General features: G+C 69.1%; 20 protein-coding genes. 7 read left to right on the top strand and 13 right to left on the bottom strand.

Annotation, left to right across the window (positions count from 1 at the left end):
- The first annotated feature begins 124 nt into the window (after positions 1-124).
- A complete protein-coding gene (locus AB0M27_RS05000) occupies positions 125-886 on the top strand; it encodes a phosphoglyceromutase (protein ID WP_365718000.1) in 762 nt (253 codons plus the stop codon).
- An 80-nt stretch (positions 887-966) separates the two neighbouring features.
- Here the strand turns inward: AB0M27_RS05000 and AB0M27_RS04995 are convergent, their stop codons facing one another.
- The 11 genes from AB0M27_RS04995 to AB0M27_RS04945 all read right to left on the bottom strand — a co-directional run bounded on the left by AB0M27_RS04995 (position 967) and on the right by AB0M27_RS04945 (position 8,180).
- Positions 967-2,211: a tyrosine-type recombinase/integrase gene (locus AB0M27_RS04995; protein ID WP_365717998.1), complete on the bottom strand. Its 1,245-nt coding sequence runs from the start codon at positions 2,209-2,211 to the stop codon at positions 967-969.
- Positions 2,211-2,444 carry a helix-turn-helix domain-containing protein gene (locus AB0M27_RS04990; protein ID WP_365717996.1) on the bottom strand — a complete coding sequence of 78 codons (234 nt, stop codon included), beginning with the start codon at positions 2,442-2,444 and terminating at the stop codon, positions 2,211-2,213. Before AB0M27_RS04990 ends, AB0M27_RS04995 begins: the two co-directional genes overlap by 1 nt.
- The gene (locus tag AB0M27_RS04985; RefSeq protein WP_365718203.1) at positions 2,437-3,738 is read right to left on the bottom strand and encodes a replication initiator; all 1,302 of its coding nucleotides are present in this window, start codon (positions 3,736-3,738) and stop codon (positions 2,437-2,439) included. Before AB0M27_RS04985 ends, AB0M27_RS04990 begins: the two co-directional genes overlap by 8 nt.
- 146 nt (positions 3,739-3,884) lie before the next feature.
- Positions 3,885-4,136, bottom strand: a complete 252-nt coding sequence (locus AB0M27_RS04980; RefSeq protein WP_365717994.1) for a SpdD protein — start codon at positions 4,134-4,136, stop codon at positions 3,885-3,887.
- Between the two features lie 23 nt (positions 4,137-4,159).
- Positions 4,160-4,354 (bottom strand): hypothetical protein, encoded by a 195-nt coding sequence (locus tag AB0M27_RS04975; RefSeq protein ID WP_365717992.1) that lies wholly within the window; start codon positions 4,352-4,354, stop codon positions 4,160-4,162.
- Between the two features lie 16 nt (positions 4,355-4,370).
- On the bottom strand, positions 4,371-4,562 hold the full coding sequence (locus AB0M27_RS04970) for a mobile element transfer protein (RefSeq protein WP_365717989.1): 192 nt from the start codon (positions 4,560-4,562) through the stop codon (positions 4,371-4,373).
- 4 nt (positions 4,563-4,566) lie between these two features.
- Complete coding sequence (locus AB0M27_RS04965) at positions 4,567-4,752, bottom strand: hypothetical protein (protein WP_365717987.1); 186 nt, start codon at positions 4,750-4,752, stop codon at positions 4,567-4,569.
- A 3-nt stretch (positions 4,753-4,755) separates the two neighbouring features.
- A complete protein-coding gene (locus AB0M27_RS04960) occupies positions 4,756-5,406 on the bottom strand; it encodes a DUF2637 domain-containing protein (protein WP_365717985.1) in 651 nt (216 codons plus the stop codon).
- A gap of 82 nt (positions 5,407-5,488) precedes the next feature.
- Complete coding sequence (locus AB0M27_RS04955) at positions 5,489-6,865, bottom strand: FtsK/SpoIIIE domain-containing protein (RefSeq protein ID WP_365717982.1); 1,377 nt, start codon at positions 6,863-6,865, stop codon at positions 5,489-5,491.
- A complete protein-coding gene (locus AB0M27_RS04950) occupies positions 6,865-7,221 on the bottom strand; it encodes a hypothetical protein (protein ID WP_365717981.1) in 357 nt (118 codons plus the stop codon). Before AB0M27_RS04950 ends, AB0M27_RS04955 begins: the two co-directional genes overlap by 1 nt.
- Positions 7,222-7,391: 170 nt before the next feature.
- Entirely contained in the window at positions 7,392-8,180 is a 789-nt protein-coding gene (locus AB0M27_RS04945) for a GntR family transcriptional regulator (RefSeq protein ID WP_365717973.1), read from the bottom strand.
- Between the two features lie 109 nt (positions 8,181-8,289).
- Here AB0M27_RS04945 and AB0M27_RS04940 point away from each other — a divergent pair, with 109 nt between their 5' ends.
- The 4 genes from AB0M27_RS04940 (at position 8,290) to AB0M27_RS04925 (ending at position 11,871) form a co-directional block, all read left to right on the top strand.
- Positions 8,290-8,697, top strand: coding sequence for an NUDIX domain-containing protein (locus AB0M27_RS04940; protein ID WP_365718200.1), 408 nt, complete (start codon positions 8,290-8,292; stop codon positions 8,695-8,697).
- Between the two features lie 46 nt (positions 8,698-8,743).
- The gene (locus AB0M27_RS04935; protein WP_365717971.1) at positions 8,744-9,172 is read left to right on the top strand and encodes an ATP-binding protein; all 429 of its coding nucleotides are present in this window, start codon (positions 8,744-8,746) and stop codon (positions 9,170-9,172) included.
- Positions 9,166-9,546, top strand: a complete 381-nt coding sequence (locus tag AB0M27_RS04930; protein WP_365717969.1) for a hypothetical protein — start codon at positions 9,166-9,168, stop codon at positions 9,544-9,546. Before AB0M27_RS04935 ends, AB0M27_RS04930 begins: the two co-directional genes overlap by 7 nt.
- Positions 9,547-10,080: 534 nt before the next feature.
- Positions 10,081-11,871, top strand: a complete 1,791-nt coding sequence (locus AB0M27_RS04925; protein WP_365717967.1) for a calcium-binding protein — start codon at positions 10,081-10,083, stop codon at positions 11,869-11,871.
- A 697-nt stretch (positions 11,872-12,568) separates the two neighbouring features.
- Here the strand turns inward: AB0M27_RS04925 and AB0M27_RS04920 are convergent.
- Positions 12,569-12,898 (bottom strand): hypothetical protein, encoded by a 330-nt coding sequence (locus AB0M27_RS04920; protein WP_365717965.1) that lies wholly within the window; start codon positions 12,896-12,898, stop codon positions 12,569-12,571.
- Between the two features lie 306 nt (positions 12,899-13,204).
- Here AB0M27_RS04920 and AB0M27_RS04915 point away from each other — a divergent pair, with 306 nt between their 5' ends.
- Both AB0M27_RS04915 and AB0M27_RS04910 read left to right on the top strand, forming a co-directional pair.
- Entirely contained in the window at positions 13,205-13,393 is a 189-nt protein-coding gene (locus tag AB0M27_RS04915; protein ID WP_079077019.1) for a hypothetical protein, read from the top strand.
- A 410-nt stretch (positions 13,394-13,803) separates the two neighbouring features.
- Entirely contained in the window at positions 13,804-14,289 is a 486-nt protein-coding gene (locus tag AB0M27_RS04910; protein WP_365717963.1) for a DUF4265 domain-containing protein, read from the top strand.
- Between the two features lie 819 nt (positions 14,290-15,108).
- Here the strand turns inward: AB0M27_RS04910 and AB0M27_RS04905 are convergent.
- Positions 15,109-17,364 (bottom strand): hypothetical protein, encoded by a 2,256-nt coding sequence (locus AB0M27_RS04905; protein ID WP_365717961.1) that lies wholly within the window; start codon positions 17,362-17,364, stop codon positions 15,109-15,111.
- Positions 17,365-17,549: the final 185 nt, after the last annotated feature.

The raw sequence follows: 17,549 nt of genomic DNA, 5'->3' as shown, positions 1-17,549 counted from the left end.
CACGCGGTAAGCACAACTTACATACGAGGTCTGCCGGCGGCCACTCGATTAACAGATGCCGTCAACCGTCCACCCACTGACCGGCCCGGGCAGCGGCGCGAACCCGTGGATTACGCTCTTTCCCATGGCCGACGCACCGTACAAGCTGATCCTCCTCCGCCACGGCGAGAGCGAGTGGAACGCGAAGAACCTGTTCACCGGCTGGGTGGACGTCAACCTCAACGAGAAGGGCGAGAAGGAGGCAGTCCGCGGTGGCGAGCTCCTGAAGGACGCCGACCTTCTCCCCGACGTGGTCCACACGTCCCTGCAGAAGCGCGCGATCCGCACGGCCCAGCTGGCCCTCGAGGCCGCGGACCGCCACTGGATCCCGGTCCACCGCAGCTGGCGCCTGAACGAGCGCCACTACGGCGCCCTCCAGGGCAAGGACAAGGCGGCCACGCTGGCCGAGTTCGGCGAGGAGCAGTTCATGCTCTGGCGCCGCTCCTACGACACCCCGCCGCCGCCGCTCGCGGACGACTCGGAGTTCTCCCAGTTCGACGACCCGCGCTACGCCACGCTCCCGCCGGAGCTGCGGCCGAAGACGGAGTGCCTGAAGGACGTCGTCCACCGGATGCTTCCGTACTGGTTCGACGACATCGTCCCCGACCTCCTGACCGGCCGCACGGTCCTGGTCGCGGCCCACGGCAACTCGCTGCGCGCCCTGGTCAAGCACCTGGACGGCATCTCCGACGCCGACATCGCGGGCCTGAACATCCCGACGGGCATCCCCCTCGTCTACGAACTCGACACCGACTTCAAGCCGCTCACCCCCGGCGGCAGGTACCTCGACCCCGAGGCGGCCGCGGCGGCGATCGAGGCGGTCAAGAACCAGGGCAAGAAGAAGTAACCGCCCACGAACAAGCCCCCTGCCTGCGGTTTCTCCGCTGGCAGGGGGCTTTTCGCTGCCTCTGGGCCGTCTCTGGGCCGTCAGGTGCGGGAGGAGGACGACCGGGCCGTGTCGAAGACGGCGGCGACCGCCTTGCGGGTGCGCTCCTGGCTCGACGGCATGAGATGCGCGTACACGCGGAGGGTCAGGCCCGGGTCCGAGTGGCCGAGGTACTCGGCGAGGGCCTTGATGTTCTCGCCCGCGTCCAGGAGCACCGAGGCGTAGAAGTGGCGGAGGGCATGCATGCCGTTCTCGCGGGACTGGGCGTACGACCCGCCCGGCTTCCGCTCGGGGATCACCCCAGCCGAGGCGAGAGCCCGCTTCCAAACCTCCTCGTTGAGCGACGTACGCCAGACGTGCCCGCCGCGCGGCCCCGTGAAGATCAGCCGTTTCGTCATCGGAGGGCCGTCCGCCACCTTCCACGGCAAGGTGATGTCGACGGGCGGGAACCGCTTCATGTGGGTCCGAAGGGCGTCCGCGACAGGTCCGGGGAGCGGCACGTCCCGCAGCTTGCCGCCCTTGGGCGGAGCGAAGACGGGCTTGCTGCGGCTCAGCTTGAGCTGCTGGACCACGTGGAGGGTGTCCGACTCGAAGTCGATCGCGTCGACGGCCACGCCCAGGATCTCGCCTTGCCGAAGGCCGCAGCCGCCGCCCAGGTCGACCATGGCTTGGTAGCGCTCGGGCATGCCGGCCCGGACGGCGAAGACCCGTTCCGGCGTCCAGGGCACGACGCGCTTGTTGTCCACAGTCGGTGGACGAACCGAGCGGGCGGCGCACGGGTTCCGGGGAAGGTGCCCGTCGTCCACGGCCGCGCTGAGGGCGGCGCGCACGTTGGAGTAGATCGTCCGGGCATACGAGCCGCGGACGCCGTTCTCCTGGAGTTGCCGCACCCAGTCGCGGATGTGAGCGGGCTGGAAGGAGCCGAGGGGGCGCGACCCCAGGTAGGGGTAGGCGTGCAACCGAAGCTGCGACTCCATCGAAGCCTGCGTATTCGGGTCCGGTGCGTGGGTCACCCACTTCTCGGCGTACTGCTGGAAGGTGATCCGGGCCGCGCGGGGGTCGATGTACTGCCCCCGCGCCATGTCCGCTTCGGTCTGCGCCAGCCACTGTTCGGCGAGCCGCTTCTGACGGTCGGGGAAGCTCTTGGACTTCTCGGTGCCGTCCGGGCCGACGTAGCGGGCGCGGTAGCGCATGCCCGTGCCATAGCGCTCGGTCTTGACCTTGCGAGTCTTGCCGTCCGGTCCCTTCCCTTCCTTGTACCAGCGGTCTTGGATGTGTCCGGCCATCAGGCAGCGGCCCCCTTGATCTGGGACTCAACCCAGGCGCGTACGTCGTCCGGGTCGAAGCGGAGATGCCGGCCGACCCGGAATCCTCGCGGACCAGTGCGCTTGCGGCGCCACTGATAGACCGTCTCGACGCTCGGCAGCTCGAACATCTCCACCAGGTCGTCAGGGGTCAGGAACCGGGAGGGCAGGGCGCGCGGTTCGGCCTGCGCCACTGTGCTGCGTCGGTCAGCCACGGGTGGGTTCTCCCTCCGTTCCAGGGGCGGGTTCGAGTGATGCGGCAAGCCAGGCTTCGGCGTCGGACAGGCCGGTGCCGGCGAAGACCCAGTGGGCGAGGACGTACGTCGTCTGGGTCTCTGCTCCGTTGGCTGCGGCGGCTTGTGCTCGGCGCCATTCGGCGCGGGCGTCGCGGAGGGCGCCCAGGGTGGTGGAGTAGCGGCGGGACTTGGTGGAGAAGTGGCCGCGGAAGCCGAGCATGTGGGCCCAGGCGCGTAGGCGGAGGTGTTCCAAGTCCTTCCGCGCGCCGAGCGTCCAGGCCGTTCGGATGAGGCGGCGGGCGTGGTCGCTGATGTCGAGCTGGGCGAGTTCGGCGGCGAACTTCAGTGGCCGGTCGAGGGCGCCTGTCGCGGTCTCGGCTCCCTTGGTGGCGTACTTGGCGATGTACGCCGCTACGGCCCGCTCGGTCAGCTCCTGGCCGTCATTGAAGTCGGCGGAGCGGATGGTGCGGACGTCGAGCTGGCGGCCGAAGGTGAAGGTGTGGGCGCGGCCGTCGATGACCGGGCCGTCGACGCGGACCTTGGCGGCAGCGGCCCGGATGGCGTCGGTGAGGAGTTCGGCTGTTGCCCAGGGCGGGGGCGGGGTGTCTCCGCCGCCGGGGCCGTCGAGGCGGATGACCGCGTGGAAGTGGACCGCACCGCGCTTTTGGTACTCGGCGACCTTGGCGAAGGAGACGCGGGCGTGTTCGCGGAACCGGCGCTGTGACAGGCTCGCGCGCTTGGCGACCTCTCGGCGGAGGTACGTCGAGAAGCGGCGCCAGAGCTGCCCGGCGTGCGCGTTCCAGAGCACGGCGGCTTCGTAGTCGTACGTATCCGGGTCGAGCGGGGTGCCAAGGGCGTCGTCGTCCTGGTCGTGATGGGTGCCGCAACGGCAGGGGCGGCCGTCGGCGCGACGGTTGTGGACCGGGCCGAAGCCGGGTGCGGTGAAGGTGGCGAAGACGCGCGGGTGAGCGGCGACCTGTTCCGGGGTGCCCTTGCCGCCGCGCAGTCCGGCGGTGATCAGGTGGAAGGTGTCGCGCCGGTAGACCTCCGCGCAGGCCGGGCACCGGGTCGTGCGGCGGTTGTTGCAGCGGACGAGGAGTTGGCCGGCGGGGAGGGCGGTCGAGTCGAGGCGGTGGAGGACGCGGCCGATCTCACCGGTCGTGGTCTCGACGTCGTACTCGGTGCGGTGGCCGTCGAGGCGGATCGGGTGGGTGCAGCCGCCGAGGCCGGAGAGCTGCCGGAGGATACCGGGCAGGGTGCCGTGTTCGGCCAGCCTTGCGAGTTCCGGGAGCGGGGGCGGGGTGGTGCGGGTGAAGATGGCGGTCTCCTTCTGACTGACTGGTTCGGTCGGGAGGGAGGGACCCCGGGGCGGCGGATGCTTGGCGGTATCGGGCCGCCCCGGGTGTCGGGCGCTGTTCTTCAGCGCCGGTGCTGCTCGCGGAGCAGGGAGCGCAGGACCACGGCGGCGACGGCCACCGAGATGGCCGTGACGGCGACGGCCGCCAGGAGCGCGGTGAGAACCACGCCGCCGACGATCACGGTGGCGATCGTCTTGTTGTCGATGGACAGCGACGGGAGCGAGCGCCGGACGGGGGCCGGTTCAGCCGAGGCGGGGGCGTGGGTGTGCGCGGGCGGCGGGGTCGGATTGTCGGGGTACTTGGGCAGGAACACGGCGGTCCTCCTCATCTACTCGTCTAGTCGTGTGTGCCGTTTATGACGGTCACGCCGGAACGCGTGCCGGACTCGATGGCCGGAGCCATGAAGGTGTGCGAGAGCCAGAAACCGAAGAGGGCGATCAGGACGACGATCCACGGGCGGACGCCGAGGAACTTGACCGCTCCCCAGGCGAAGAGGCCGAGGACGAAGACCAGCGGCAGGCTGACGGTCACGGTGTGCGGAGTCCCTTCAGCGGATGGGGCAGCGGTGCGTTCGGGCGGCGAGTTCGGCGGCGGCGCGGCTGTCGTAGTCGGCGGAGAAGCCGCAGCGCGGGGCGGTGCAGGCGGCGGTGTGCTTCTCGCGGCCCCGGTTGTCGTAGGCGGTGCCGACCTGGACGGGGCCGATGCGGGTGACGTCACGGAAGCGGCGGTTGGCGGGCATGGGTTCAGTCCTCCTGTCGCAGGCTGGGGCCGGGGAAGGCGTTGAGGATGCGGGCGGCTTCGGTCGGGTCCGGGGTGAGCTCGGCGGCGGCTTCGGCGAGGAGCCGAGCAAGTGTCGTCCGGCCGCTTGCGGCCATCTCGTGGGCGGCCTGGAGGTAGTCCGCGGCGGTGTTGAAGGTGAAGAGGGGCACGGGTCAGCTCCGTGTCGGGGTGAGTTGGGCGGCGATGGCTTCGGCCATGGGCGCGGGGACGCCGAGGCGGGCGCGCAGGGTCGGGGTGTCGATGGTGGCCCCGGTGCGGGTGTGGTGGTCGGCGGCAACCTTGCGGGCGTGTTCGACGAGGGCGGCCGGGACGGGCACGGCGGGTTGCGCGGGGCGTTCCGGTGCTTCCTTGGCGGCCGGTTGGGCGGGTGCCTCAGGGGCGGGTTCGGGGTCGTCCTCCTGGTCCTCGATGGCCCCTTCGTCGGTGTCGGTTTGCGGCTTGGGTGCGGTGTGGGCGAGGAGGGTGCCGCCGAGGAAGGCGACCGCAGGCCAGCCCGCGACGAGAATGCGCAGCCATGACGGCACCTGGTGCATGTCGAGAAGTCCGGCGGTGGCGACGTTGGCGCCGAGGGATGCGGTGAGCGCGATGATGAACCAGCACCATCCGGCGGCTTTCGTGTCGCCGGACCGGAGTCGACGCCAGGCGGCGACGAGCAGCAGGTCAACGCTGATCGGGTAGGCCCACGCTTTCCACCCGGCCTGCCCGGCGGCCGAGGCGATGTCGTGCAGGTGGGCGAAGGACAACGCGGCGGCGATAACAGCTTGGACGAGTACCGCGTCGACGCGGGCCAGGTGGGCGCGCATGCTGCGGCTCCTTTTCGGGTTCGGGCATGGGAGGGGTAGGGACGTGGCGTGAGGCGGTCACGCCGACCGGGTTGGGGAAAGGTCAGTCGGTCACCGGACGCGGCTTCACCAGCGAGACAGGCGCTTCGACCGGTCGTACGGGCACGTCGGGCCGGAAGGGCTTGAGTGCGGGCAGGTCGGGCACCAGGTGCGCCGACTCGCGGCAGGTCTCGGCAGCGGCGCCGAGGGAGAGGTACGGCGTGCGGATGCGGGACCAGCCGCCGGAGGTGTCCCCGGCCACGGCGAGGCCGGGCCGCTCAGGGGCGATGGCGCAGGCGGCATAGACCGCTTCGGGGGCGATGTCGCCGAGCGCCATCTTGGCGGAGGCTTCGTCGTTCACGCGGTGGCAGACACGCCCGGTGAGCTGGGCCCGGAGCATGGTGGCGCCCTTGCCGAGTTCGGCGCCGAAGCGCTGCCCGCACACCTCCAGGTAGATGCCGGCGGCGCGGCCGAGCTGGGCGAGGCGGATGAGCTGGGTGACCATCACGTCCCGGCGTTCCTCGTCCTTCTTCGTGGCGACCAGGAACAGCTCTGCCACCTCGTCCACGAACAGCACGATGGGCACCGGGCGTTGCTTCTCGGGCAGGCCCCAGATGTCGGAGGTGATCTCCTCGTCCGGCGTGTCCGGGGCGATCCCCTGCCGGGCCTTGATCAGGTCGTATCGGTCCTCCATTTCCTTGACCAGTACGGGCAGTAGTTCGGCCGCCTGTTCCGGGTTAGTGGCCAGCGCCGAGAGCCGAGCGGCGAAGGGTGCCAGCTCCACTCCCCGCTTGCAGTCGATGCCGACCAGGGCCACGGGCTGTCGGGCGAGTCCGGCGATCAGGTGGCGCAGGTACATGGACTTGCCGGACAGCGTGGCGCCGAGAGTGAGTTGGTGCGGGATGGTGCGGTAGTCCCGGACGAACGGAGTGGCGTCTTCCCGCAGCGCGACCGGCACCTTGAGGAGGCTGCCGCCGACCTTGCGGGGCATCCGTACCCGCCGTAGAACGTCGTAGCCGACCAGACGCAGTTCAACCACGCCCGGTTTGACGGTCGTGACGTACACGGCGTGCACGCCCCACGCGTGCCGCAGCCGTTCCGCCGAGGCGGCGACGTCGGCGGGTTCCTGTCCCGGCGCGAGCCGGAGCCGGATGCGGAGGCCGGTCGAGGTGGGCCGGATGAGTCCCCGGCGGGGCGGTACGGGCCGGACCTCACGGTTGGTCGTGGCCTTGACGGCGAGGGCCCGGAGCCGGGAGGGCGCCACGGTCAGGCCGCACGCTTCCATGACCGAGCTGTACGAGCCGAGCAGCCGAGCCGTGGATATTGGCAGGCCGACCGTGGACCAGTACACCGCCGGATGCTTGGCCCGGGTGTAGGCGGCCCCGCCGCCGAGCGCGGCGAGGGGGCCACCCACCTCCAGGAGCGTCGTCAGGTCGGTCATCAGGCGGCGGCCCCGGTGGCGGCCGGGAAGGTGGCCGGGGTGACGGCGGCGGCCCGGTAGGCGATGCCGTGGCGCTGCTGCCCGTTGAACACGGACTCCCACGGCCGGGCGACCAGCCCCGGGAGCGAGACCGGTGCCCCGAGGGTCAGCCCCTCGGAGATACCGCCCTCCGGCACGGTGACCTTGATCAGCGACGACTCGCCGTCCTCGATGTAGACGACGCCGATCGTCATCAGGGCCTCACCGCTGTTCGCGTCCTTGGCGATCTCGCCCGTCTGCCGGTCGCGGACCTTCGGCTCCGGCGCCTCGGTGAGCAGGATCGTCGCAGCGGAGGTCTCAACGCGGATGGTGCGCAAGGGAGTTCCCCTATCTACTCGTCTATACAAGAGCCTGTCTGGGAACCCGATCTCCCGGGCTCGTGCGGACCACTGTGCCACACAACTTGCCCACTCGTCTATACGAGTAAGCGTGTTGGGGTGTACGAGTTCGGGAAGGCGTCCCCGCGCACCACCGCAAACCATGATGATCAGGTCGCCGGGAGCTGGTACGACAGGACGTACGCGTCCGCCGCCATCACCGTGTCGCAGACCTCGACGGCCCGTCCCTCGGTGTCGAAGGCGGTTCGGATCAGATGAATCACGGGCACGCCGGCCGCCAGGTGCAGCGTCTTCACCTCGGCGGGGGAGGGCATCCGGGCGCGGATCTCTTCCTCGAAGTGGTCGAGGCGGTGGCCCAGCTCTTCCAGGCGGGCGTAGATGCCGCCGGGGCCGGGGTTGGGCTCAGCGATTGGGGTCCCGCGGGCGATGTCCAGGGGGAGATAGGAGGTGGCGAACTCGACGGGCCGTCCGTCGAGGAGGTACCGGCGCCGCCGGGCGAGCACGCGCCGGACGGACCCGAGCCGGGTGGAGACGTCCTGACTCGCCTTCTCCTCCTTGACCTCAAGACTGTCGACCTGGGGGTGACTACCGGCCGCGTTGGCCTCCACGATGAACGCGGATTTCCCCTGCTCCCTGTGCCGCCGGGCGAACCGGTCGGAGGCGAGCCGCCGCACAGGCGGCCGAGGCCGGACGAAGACGCCCTTGCCGTGCTCGGCGTGCACCAGGCCCTCCCCCTGAAGGATGGAGAAGGAGTTCCGGACCGTCATCCGGGACACCCCGTAGTGCTCGACAAGCTCAGCTTCGGATGGCAGCTTTTCGCCCTCGCGGAATCGCCCACGGTCGATGGCCTCGCGCAGCTGGTCGGCGATCTGCCGGAAGACCGCACGATCGCTCGTGGGGTCGAGATCGCCGAGGAGGCCGGAAGGGAGAGGGCTCACTGGAGTACTCCTTTAGGTATCTAGACGAGTGGGCGAGTGTTGTTGCTACGGTGGAGAGCCTAGCCAGCCGAGAGGGCCGAGGAACGTGAGCACAGAACGCCCGCACTCCGTGAGCGTCGCCGGGGTCGTCGTGGACGACCACGGCCGGGCCCTCCTGATCCAGCGCCGGGACAACGGCAAGTGGGAGCCGCCGGGCGGCGTCCTCGAACGCGAGGAGACCATCCCGGAAGCCCTCCAGCGCGAAGTCCTCGAAGAAACCGGCATCAAGATCGCGCTTCCCGCGACTCTGACCGGCGTCTACAAGAACATGAAGGGCCTGATCGTCTCGCTGGTCTTCCGCTGTGAAGCCGCCGACGGTGTGCCCACCACCGGTGACGAGACCCGCGCACTGCGCTGGGCCACCCGCGAAGAGGTCACCGAGCTTGCCGACGAGGCCTACGCGATCCGCGTCCTTGACGCACTCGACGCGACGATCCCGCCGGCCATCCGCGCCCATGACGGCGTGAAACTCGTCTAGCCCGAACCCGCTGCACATGGCGGCCTACCAGCACGAAGGAACTTGTATGCACGAGTATATGAGTACAGCCCGGGTCTGGGGACTGAGTTGCCCAGGATTCCCAGAAGAAGTGAGCCGCGCCCGCCGCTGGACCCGCGACATCCTGCGCGGCTCCCCCTTAGCCGAAGACGCCGAACTGATCGCGAGCGAGCTGAGCGCGAACGCGATCCTTCACACAGCCAGTGGCCGGGAGTACGGCAGCTTCCACCTGGCCGTCGCGGTCTCGGCTCAAGTGGTGGCGGTGTCGGTCACGGATGACGGCGGTACGGCCACGGCCCCGAAGGCCGAGCACCAGAACCAGGACGCCGAGCACGGCCGCGGGCTGGGCATGGTCAGCGCCATCGCTCACCGAGTCGTCGTGCACGACAGCGACCAGGGCCACACGGTCACGGCGGAGCTGTACACGGACACTCGGCTGGGAGGCCACCCATGCTGAAGCCGCCGCAGTGGGGCTACTGGTGCGAGTGCTGGACCGAGGACCTGACCGAGCAGTGGGGGCCGGCGCTGCTGGCATCGTTCGACGCCTACTCGGCACCCCAGGCTGACCGTTGGGTAGCGGTCGCACTCCGCACGATCTCACCGGCCCTGGACGCGGATGCATCCGATGAGGCGTGGGAGTGGCTGTACGAGGGCCGCATCGAGACCCGACGAGCCTTGTTGCGCGCCGAGCCGTGCACGGTGTCAGTGAACCACGCCAAGACCCGCGTCACCTGGACGATCCGGCCGGTACTCTTCCTGCCACTCGCACACCGTCAGACGGCCGAACTCCCGGCGTGTGCACACGACTTCAAGCCTCGCCAGACAGACTGAGTTACAACTTTCTCTACTGGTTCAAGGCGGCTCGCTCCGCTCACCGCGCGCGGCCCGGCCCCCGGCCGGGCCTGCGCTCCTGTCTCCGCCCCGCTCCAGCCCGGCCGGCACCCGTGCCGCGCTCATGGCAATCAGTCGGCCTGCGGCCAGAGAAGGGGTACGTCGTGGCTGGGGCGGTCGGCGCGCTCCCCAATGACGTCGGTCAAGCCGAGCCAGAGGGGCCGGAAGCGGCCACGAGCACGCGGTCGGAGTTCGTCTTGATTATCGCGGCATGGACCGGCGGGCCCGAAGAGGGCGACTGGGCTGATCAAGCGTCGTCCGGACTCGCTTGGCCGAACAAAAGGCGCGCCATCGGGGTCACGAAGAGAAGAAGCGGTAGTTGTCTAGGCGCCGGGTCGCCGGGGCCCTGTGTCCGACCGGCCCCGCCTTGAACGGCCGCATGAGGTATCCCGCGAGGAAATGCCGCCGCGGCGATGACCACCGGATGTGCGATGGCCGGCGACGGCCGGAAGATGAAAGGCAGCTTGAATGGAGATGCCCAGGTTTCTTCTCGACCTGCTCTTCGCGTTCAGACGCACCAGAGGGGCAAGAGGCCGGCAGTGGACGCGGCACAGCCGGGTCGGGGCGGTAGCGGCCCTGGGTGCGGCGCTGGTGTTGTTCTGTCCCGGGGTCGCGCTGGCCGCCCCGGGCGATCTGGATCCCACTTTCGGCACCGGCGGCAAGGTCACCACCGACTTCAGCGGCAACAACGACTTTGCCACTGCCGCGCAGGCCGACGGCAAGATCATCGCCGTCGGCCAGAGCGACGCGGGTGGCGGTGACTTCGACTTCGCACTGGCCCGCTACAACCTCGACGGCAGCCTGGACACCACCTTCGGCACCGGCGGCAAAGTCACCACCAACTTCGGCGGCGTCGACGGGGCTCGCGGGGTGGCGGTGCAGACCGACGGCAAGATCGTCGTTGCCGGCTTCAGCAACACGGACTTCGCGGTGGCCCGCTACAACACCGATGGCAGCCTGGACACCACCTTCAACGGCACCGGCGCCGTGACCACCGACTTCGGCGGCGGCGAAGACGTGGCTTTTGGGGTGGCTCTGCAGGCCGACGGCAAGATTGTCGCCGCCGGCTCCACCAACGCGTTCGGTGGCCTCGACTTCGCGCTGGCCCGTTACAACCTCGACGGCAGCCTGGACACCACCTTCGGCACCGGCGGCAAGGTCGTCACCGACTTCGGCACCGGCGACAATGACATTGCCAACGGGGTGGTGGTGCAGACCGACGGCAAGATCGTCGCCGCCGGATCCGGCGTCTCGGGCAGTACCCTCGACTTCGCGCTGGCCCGCTACAACACCGACGGCAGCCTGGACACCACCTTCGGCACCGGCGGCTTGGTCACCACCGACTTCGGCGGCGACAACGATCAGGCTCTCGGGGTGGCTCTGCAGAACGACGGCAAGATCGTCGCCGCAGGCTTCACCAACGCGGGCGGCACCAACGACTTCGCACTGGCCCGGTACAACACCGACGGCAGCCTGGACACCACCTTCGGCACCGGCGGCAAGGTCATCACCGACTTCGGCGGCACTATTGACGAGGCTTTCGGGGTGGCGGTGCAGACCGACGGCAAGATCGTCGCCGCAGGCATCACCAACGCGGGCGGCACCTTCGACTTCGCGCTGGCCCGTTACAACACCAACGGCAGCCTGGACACCACCTTCGGCACCGGCGGCAAAGTCACCACCAACTTCGGCGGTAGTGACGTGGCACGGGGGGTGACGCTGCAGACCGACGGCAAGATCGTTGCCGCTGGATCCAGCAACGCGGGCGGCACCACCGACTTCGCGCTGGCCCGCTACCTGGGCGGCGGCGTCCCTCAGCCGTCCCTGACCATCACCAAGACCCATACCGGGAGCTTCATCGCGGGTCGGACGGGCACCTACACCATCACCGTCGGCAACAACGGGACTGCCGCAACCAACGGCACCACGGTCACCGTCCAGGACGCTCTCCCGTCAGGGCTCACCGCCGCCAGCATCACAGGCCGCGGATGGCGCTGCACCCTTTCCACCCTGACCTGCACCCGCAGTGACGTCCTGGCCGTCGGGAGCACCTACCCGGCCATCACCTTGAGGGTCCGCGTCGCCCGCACCGCCAGCGGCACGGTCACCAACACCGTCACCGTCACCGGTGGCGGCGACACCACCACCCACACCGCCACCGACCCGACCACCATTGACCCCGATCCGGCCCATCACGAGCCGGGGCACCACAAACCAGGCCACCATGAGCCGGGCCACCACGAGCCCCACGGCAAGAGGAAGTAACCCACACTGAAGAAGCCCCCTACCTGCGGTTCCGTCGCAAGGAGGGGGCTTTTCGGGGGCTGGGCCACTGCCTGACCTCTGCCTGCTTCTTCCGCATCGTGGAGAGCGGCGACCACTGCCTCGACCTGGTCTTCGGGTGAGTGGGGGAACAGCGGGGGATCACGAGCGTCCGAGGCCTGGGAGGCCCGTTGATCGGGCGCGCCTGATCGCCAGCCCTCCAAGCGCCGGGCGCTGGTTGCTGTACAGCAGCGAAGTACAGCAACCGGCGCAACCGCAGTCGGCCGCCAACGGCCCCCGATAGCCGCACGACCAGCGTCCCAGACCACAATGGCCTTACAGCCGAGAGTTCGGGACGAAGAGGTCCTGCCAGAACCGTGCCAGATCGTGCGGGGAACCACGGGGAAGAGTGGGGACCAGGCCGCCGCCCAGTCAGGTCCCGCAACTGCTCCGCCACAGGTCAGTCCAGCAACCACCCGCAAAGAACCCGAGCTTCCCAAGCTGAGGGCCTTGAGTCGGCGGACCCTGAGGCGTCCCACGGCCCGGTCGGCGCGGCTTGCTCTCAGCGACGGCATGGCAGCGTGGCTGAGGCCGGTGGGGGCGCAGCGAGGCACACGCGCGCCTGGTCCGTTGACGCACCCGCCATCCTGGCTGACTGTCGTCGGCTGAGGTACGAGCACCAACGATCCCCCGGATCCGGTCAGTTCGAAGGTGTGAAGCCGGCGGACTGGTCGAGGTGGAACGCGGAGCCCGGAGCCGTCGGAGTCCAACCCTCACGCAGGGCAAGCCGAACAGCTGCAGCCACACCGGACGGCAGTACAGGCTCAGCCTCACGACCGACCCAGTTGCTCGGATGCGGCTGGTCGGTGGTGACCACGAGGGTCGCACCCGGGGTGTCCGCGTGCTCGACCGCGAATGAGCACGGCGACCAGGCCAAGCCCTGGAAGTACGTCGGCCTGCCTCGCAGACGCCAGCGGTAGACCGTGCCGTCCACAACGATCCGTCGTGATCCCTTGCGGACCAGTGCCATGGCTCCCCCTTCAACAGCCACGATGCTAGCGAGCCCGGCCCCGCCGCCCGTCTCAGTTTCCGTCTCATTCAGCGCCGTTCACGGCCGTTCAGACGAGGCCGGAGGCAGTAGCCGCCCCGACGACCGACCGCCCATGAACGCAGGTGAACGGCACCGTTCGAGGCCCCCGAGTCCACCACCACAGTTGGAAAGCGTGTGGGGCAGCAGCTGCATACTCCCTCGCCGGTTGATCGCAGCCCGCGTATGGTCGCGCGTCGGGGATGACGCGCTGAGGACGGCACGGGGCTGTGCCAGGAACGGGGGACTATGAGCAGGAGACGCTACGTCGCCCGGGGCGTACCGGGTGGTTACCGGATCTGGGACAACCGTGGACGTCGATGGTGGGGCGATCTCTACGAGTTGTGTCCTGACGATCTCGTGGCCGAGCTCAACGGCCAGGCGGACCACGCTCGGATCACTGCGCTGATGAAGCGCTACAGAGCGCAAAAGCGGTAGGTGACCCCGAAGCGTGGATGACGAGTGCCGCACCACAACCGCACCAGAACGGGCGGGGAACAGCGGGGAATCACGGGGAAAGCAGCCGAGCCCGATGGAGCCGCGCCGCGAGCGTCCGCCCAGGTTAGCGCCTGAACCGGCCCCGAATGATCGCAGCTTCCCAAGCTGAGGGCTCAGGCACCGTCGTTACGGGGCGGCCGTCCCGGCTTGCTCTGGTCGACGGCACCGGCAGCGTGGCGGAGGCCGGTGGGGGTGCAGCGAGGCATACGCGCGCCTGGTTGGTCGGCGCACCCGCCGTTGTGGCTGACTGTCGTCGGCTGAGGCGCAGACGAACCCGTGTCCACCTGTGAGCAGACGTCTCCGGTCACCCACCCGCGGCCGGTGCGGCAGGGCTGTGCATCCTGGGCACCATGACGAACCCAGAGGGCCCGTACGTGAAGGTGCACTTCCGGCTTGAGATCGAGGACGACTGGCCCCCGGCATCGGTAGAGAGCCTGTGGGCGGTTGACCAGGGCGACGGCACGGCACGGCTCGACAACATCCCCTGGTTCGTCCGAGGCATCGCCTGCGGGGACATCGTGGCCACCGAGCCCGACGAGGAAGGCGTGCGATGGGTCGGCGAAGTGGTTCGGCGTTCGGAGAACTGCACCATCCGCCTCATCGTGTTCCGTGACGGCGGGTCAGGACCGGCGCGGCAGAGCGTGATCAACGCCTTCAAGGAACTCGGCGTCGATGGCGAGGGCATAGAGCGATTCGGCATGGTCGCCTTGGACGTCCCGCCCACCGCCGATCTCGCCAAGGTGCGCAGACTGCTCAACCACGGTGTGGCCGAGGAATGGTGGGAGATGGAAGAGGGGTGCATCACCGCGCAGTGGCACGCCGCTTCCGCCAGCTGACGCCGTCCATGTGATCCACGCTGGGCCGTCTCTGGGCCGTCCGAGGTCGCTCGACAGCGGCCAACAACGACCAACGACGACTGCCAGGCGCTCAGCGATAGCTCTCTTGAGCTGCAAGAACCCAGCTCCCCAAGATCCCCGGCAAGACCCAGGGCAAGAAGAAGTAACCCGTCCTGAAGAAGCCCCCTCCCTGCCGTTCCGCCGCAAGGAGGGGGCCTTTCAGTGGGCTGGGCCCAGCTCTGGGCAGGCAGCTGATTGATCGGACAGTCCGGCGATAGGGGCCAGAGAGCCCGGCGCCAGCGGCTATCTGAACCTCTGCCTGCTTCTCCCGCATGGTGGAGATCTGTACAGCAGCGAAGTACAGCAACCACCGCGACCGCAGGTAGCCATCAACGGCTGCCGATGACCGCACGACCATCGCCTTGGACCGCAATGGCCGTCCGGCCGAGAGTTCGGGACGAAGAGGTCCCGTGCCAGACGCGTGCCAGATCCTGCGGGGAACCACGGGGAACACCAGGGAATCAACGGACCCACCACCAGGCGTCGAAACCCTTCCGCTGCAGGCCAGCCGTGCGGCGAGTCCCAGATCACCTTAGCTTCCCAAGCTGATGTGCTCGGCACGGTCCTCGCACTGGTGTCTCTGCCTTCACTGTGAGGGGGAGATCGTTCAGCGTGGCGCCCCCTAACGAGGACGTGCGCCATACGTGGCCGCCGCGCGGTCCGGCGAAGATCAGCCGCTTGGTCATGGGAAGCCGGACTGCTTTTACTCGGGTGCCATAAATCGGAGCTGACCACCAACCGTCTCCGCACTGCCCGGCCTCATGAGGGGCTGCCGGGGCGGACGGTGAGGTGGGTCCACTGGCTCCACACGCTGCCGGTCTGTGCGCCCTTGGCCGGCGGCGTGTAGTGGCCGCGGATGCGGTAGTGGTCGTTGCTCGCGAAGAGCTTCAGAGCCCGGCCGTAGCCGTACCAGCCGTCGGAGTACAAGGGCACGCAACTCTGCGAGGTGACCTGGTGCCAGGCACCCGAGTAGTAGTGCTCGACGTACACGGACATACAGCCGCCGGACTGATGGGGAGTGACCTGCAGGTTGAAGCTCATGTTGACTTCGGACTTGTAGAAGACCTGGTAGGTGGTGGATCCGATGCGCGTGGTCGAGAGCGGCCACTGCATCTCCGTCCGGACCGTCGGCGTGAGGGTCGCACTAGTGGTCACCGTGCGTGGCGCGTAGCGGTAGTCCCCCGCGAAGGCCGTGCTGAAGACGGTGTTGCGGGTGATCTTGTAGTACGCGACGAGGTTCCCCTGCGCGTCGACCTTGCCGCTCTTGAGCTGCGTCCGCGGCTTGCCCGCGGGCTGGACGTACAGCGTCACGGAGCGGGAGTTGTACGTGGTCCCCAGATGCGCGGTGACCTTGGCGGTCGCGCCGGAGTGGTACGACTTCGCGTCAGTCGCCACACTCAGGGTCGGAGTGGCTCGGGATACCTGCACCTTCGCCGACGCTGTGACCGGGAGGTAGGAGGTGCCACCGTCGTAGGTGAAGGCGTACGTGTTCGCGCCGCCGACCTGCGGGGTGTCGTGGAAGGCGAAGCTGCCATCGGCGGCGACGGGCACGGTGCCCACCGAGTAGCCGGAGGGGTGCGCCAGGTCGGTCTTGACGACGTCGACCGCGCCGGTCGTCACATGCGCATGCGGCCAGGTGAGGTGACCGGTGACGGTCAGCGGTGCGGCACGACCGGCGGAGGAGGGAGCGGCCAGCGCCATGGTGGGCGCGTACTTGGCCACCGGGATGTCGAAGGGGCGGCTGGCCGGTCCGTAGTGGCCACTTCCGGAGTAGTCGACGCGCAAGCTCAGTTGACCGGTGAGGGGTGCCGTGCCGTCGACGCGGTAGGAGCCGAAGAAGCTGACCGGACCCTTTGCCGGGGTGGCTGTCGGGGGCGGGACGAGCACGCCGTCCGGATCGGTGTCGTCGTAGCGCGTGATGCGTACGGTGCCGGGAATCATGGATTCTCCCCCGCTGAGGCTGAGGCTCGAATCGGGCGACACCACGAACGAGTAGGCCTCGCCGGGGGCGAGTGGAGTGGTCCAGCTTCCGTGGAGCGTGACCGGCGCGATTTCCGGGTTACGAGAGATGTGGAGCGTCGGTGTTCCCCCGGCGGCGTCGACCGCGATGCCGTAGACCCGGCTCTCGTCCGGCGCCCAGGCGAGGCCGTGTGCGGCGGAGTTCAGTTCCGGGGCGTAGGAGTACTCGGTGTAATAGCCCTCGCCCGTCTCCGGAAACGTCACGACTCCTCGGTCGCCGCCTGCCATGGTCCCGTCCGGGGCCACGGCGACGGCCTTGCCGTACACCCCCGTGGCGAACTGCCCGTCAACCGCCAGATCCGAGGTGCGATACCGATTGGCGGTCGCGTCCTGAAACGACGGAACCGCCAAATGCGGCCCGTCCGCCGTGACCGCGAAGTCGCTCAGGTGGGGGACGGGCAGCGCCTTCGCGGCCTGCCGGGTCAGCGCACCGCCCTCGGCCCGGTACGTGACGAAGGCGGAAGTATCGCCCGTCTGCACGGCGGCCGCGAGTACGCCGGAGGGCGTCGGGGTCGTCGCCAGCATGGGCGCTGCTGCCCAACTGCCGGAGTCCTGGCGCAAAGTGACCGTACCGGATCCGTCGACGGACCCGATGCCGCCAACGCCCGCTGTGCCGTAGCCGAACCAGAGGGTGCTCCCGGCGACGGCCAGCGAGTCCGGATGGGTGTTCGCGCCCGTGCCGTAACGAGCAGACTCGGTCAGCTTCTCCGTGCTGATCGCCGCGATCGCGTCCTGGTCCGGGAGAGCCGCGTACAGTGCGGATCCGTCGTCGGAGAGGGCGAGACCGGTGGCACCCGGCTCACCACTGATCATCCTCGGGTTCCCGCCGTCGAGGTCGGTGGTCAGAATGCCGTCGGTGCCGGCGCCGCCGCTGATGAACAGGTGTCCGTGCGGCTCGTCCACGACCATGTGCGAGAAGTGCGCGATCGGCAGCGGTACGTCCGACGCCGCGTACGTGTCGACCGCGCCGGGACCGATGCCAGTCGTCAGTCCCACGAGCAGCGCTGCGGCGGTTAGCGACGAGAATCGCGCCAGCTTCATGAAAGGCCCCCACATAACCTTCACGATCAAGGGGCGCAACCTAGCACGGGGAAGGTCGGGCCACGACAGCGGGTGGGGCGGATCAAGGGCCGGTTCGCGGCACAAGTGCCGTCGCTTCCCAAGCTGCAGCCTGCCGTTCA

This window comes from Streptomyces sp. NPDC052107 (genome assembly GCF_040680215.1).
Classification (GTDB): Bacteria; Actinomycetota; Actinomycetes; order Streptomycetales; family Streptomycetaceae; genus Streptomyces.
This window is presented reverse-complemented; position numbering and strand designations above follow the sequence as displayed.

Excerpts from the sequence above, each read along its gene's own strand:
- AB0M27_RS04910 (WP_365717963.1), top strand. The coding sequence starts at position 13,804 with ATGACGAACCCAGAGGGCCCGTACGTGAAGGTGCACTTCCGGCTTGAG.
- AB0M27_RS04995 (WP_365717998.1), bottom strand. The coding sequence starts at position 2,211 with ATGGCCGGACACATCCAAGACCGCTGGTACAAGGAAGGGAAGGGACCG.
- AB0M27_RS04970 (WP_365717989.1), bottom strand. The coding sequence starts at position 4,562 with ATGCCCGCCAACCGCCGCTTCCGTGACGTCACCCGCATCGGCCCCGTC.
- AB0M27_RS04960 (WP_365717985.1), bottom strand. The coding sequence starts at position 5,406 with ATGCGCGCCCACCTGGCCCGCGTCGACGCGGTACTCGTCCAAGCTGTT.
- AB0M27_RS04920 (WP_365717965.1), bottom strand. The coding sequence starts at position 12,898 with ATGGCACTGGTCCGCAAGGGATCACGACGGATCGTTGTGGACGGCACG.
- AB0M27_RS04930 (WP_365717969.1), top strand. The coding sequence starts at position 9,166 with ATGCTGAAGCCGCCGCAGTGGGGCTACTGGTGCGAGTGCTGGACCGAG.
- AB0M27_RS04925 (WP_365717967.1), top strand. The coding sequence starts at position 10,081 with ATGCCCAGGTTTCTTCTCGACCTGCTCTTCGCGTTCAGACGCACCAGA.
- AB0M27_RS04955 (WP_365717982.1), bottom strand. The coding sequence starts at position 6,865 with ATGACCGACCTGACGACGCTCCTGGAGGTGGGTGGCCCCCTCGCCGCG.
- AB0M27_RS04935 (WP_365717971.1), top strand. The coding sequence starts at position 8,744 with ATGCACGAGTATATGAGTACAGCCCGGGTCTGGGGACTGAGTTGCCCA.
- AB0M27_RS04915 (WP_079077019.1), top strand. The coding sequence starts at position 13,205 with ATGAGCAGGAGACGCTACGTCGCCCGGGGCGTACCGGGTGGTTACCGG.
- AB0M27_RS05000 (WP_365718000.1), top strand. The coding sequence starts at position 125 with ATGGCCGACGCACCGTACAAGCTGATCCTCCTCCGCCACGGCGAGAGC.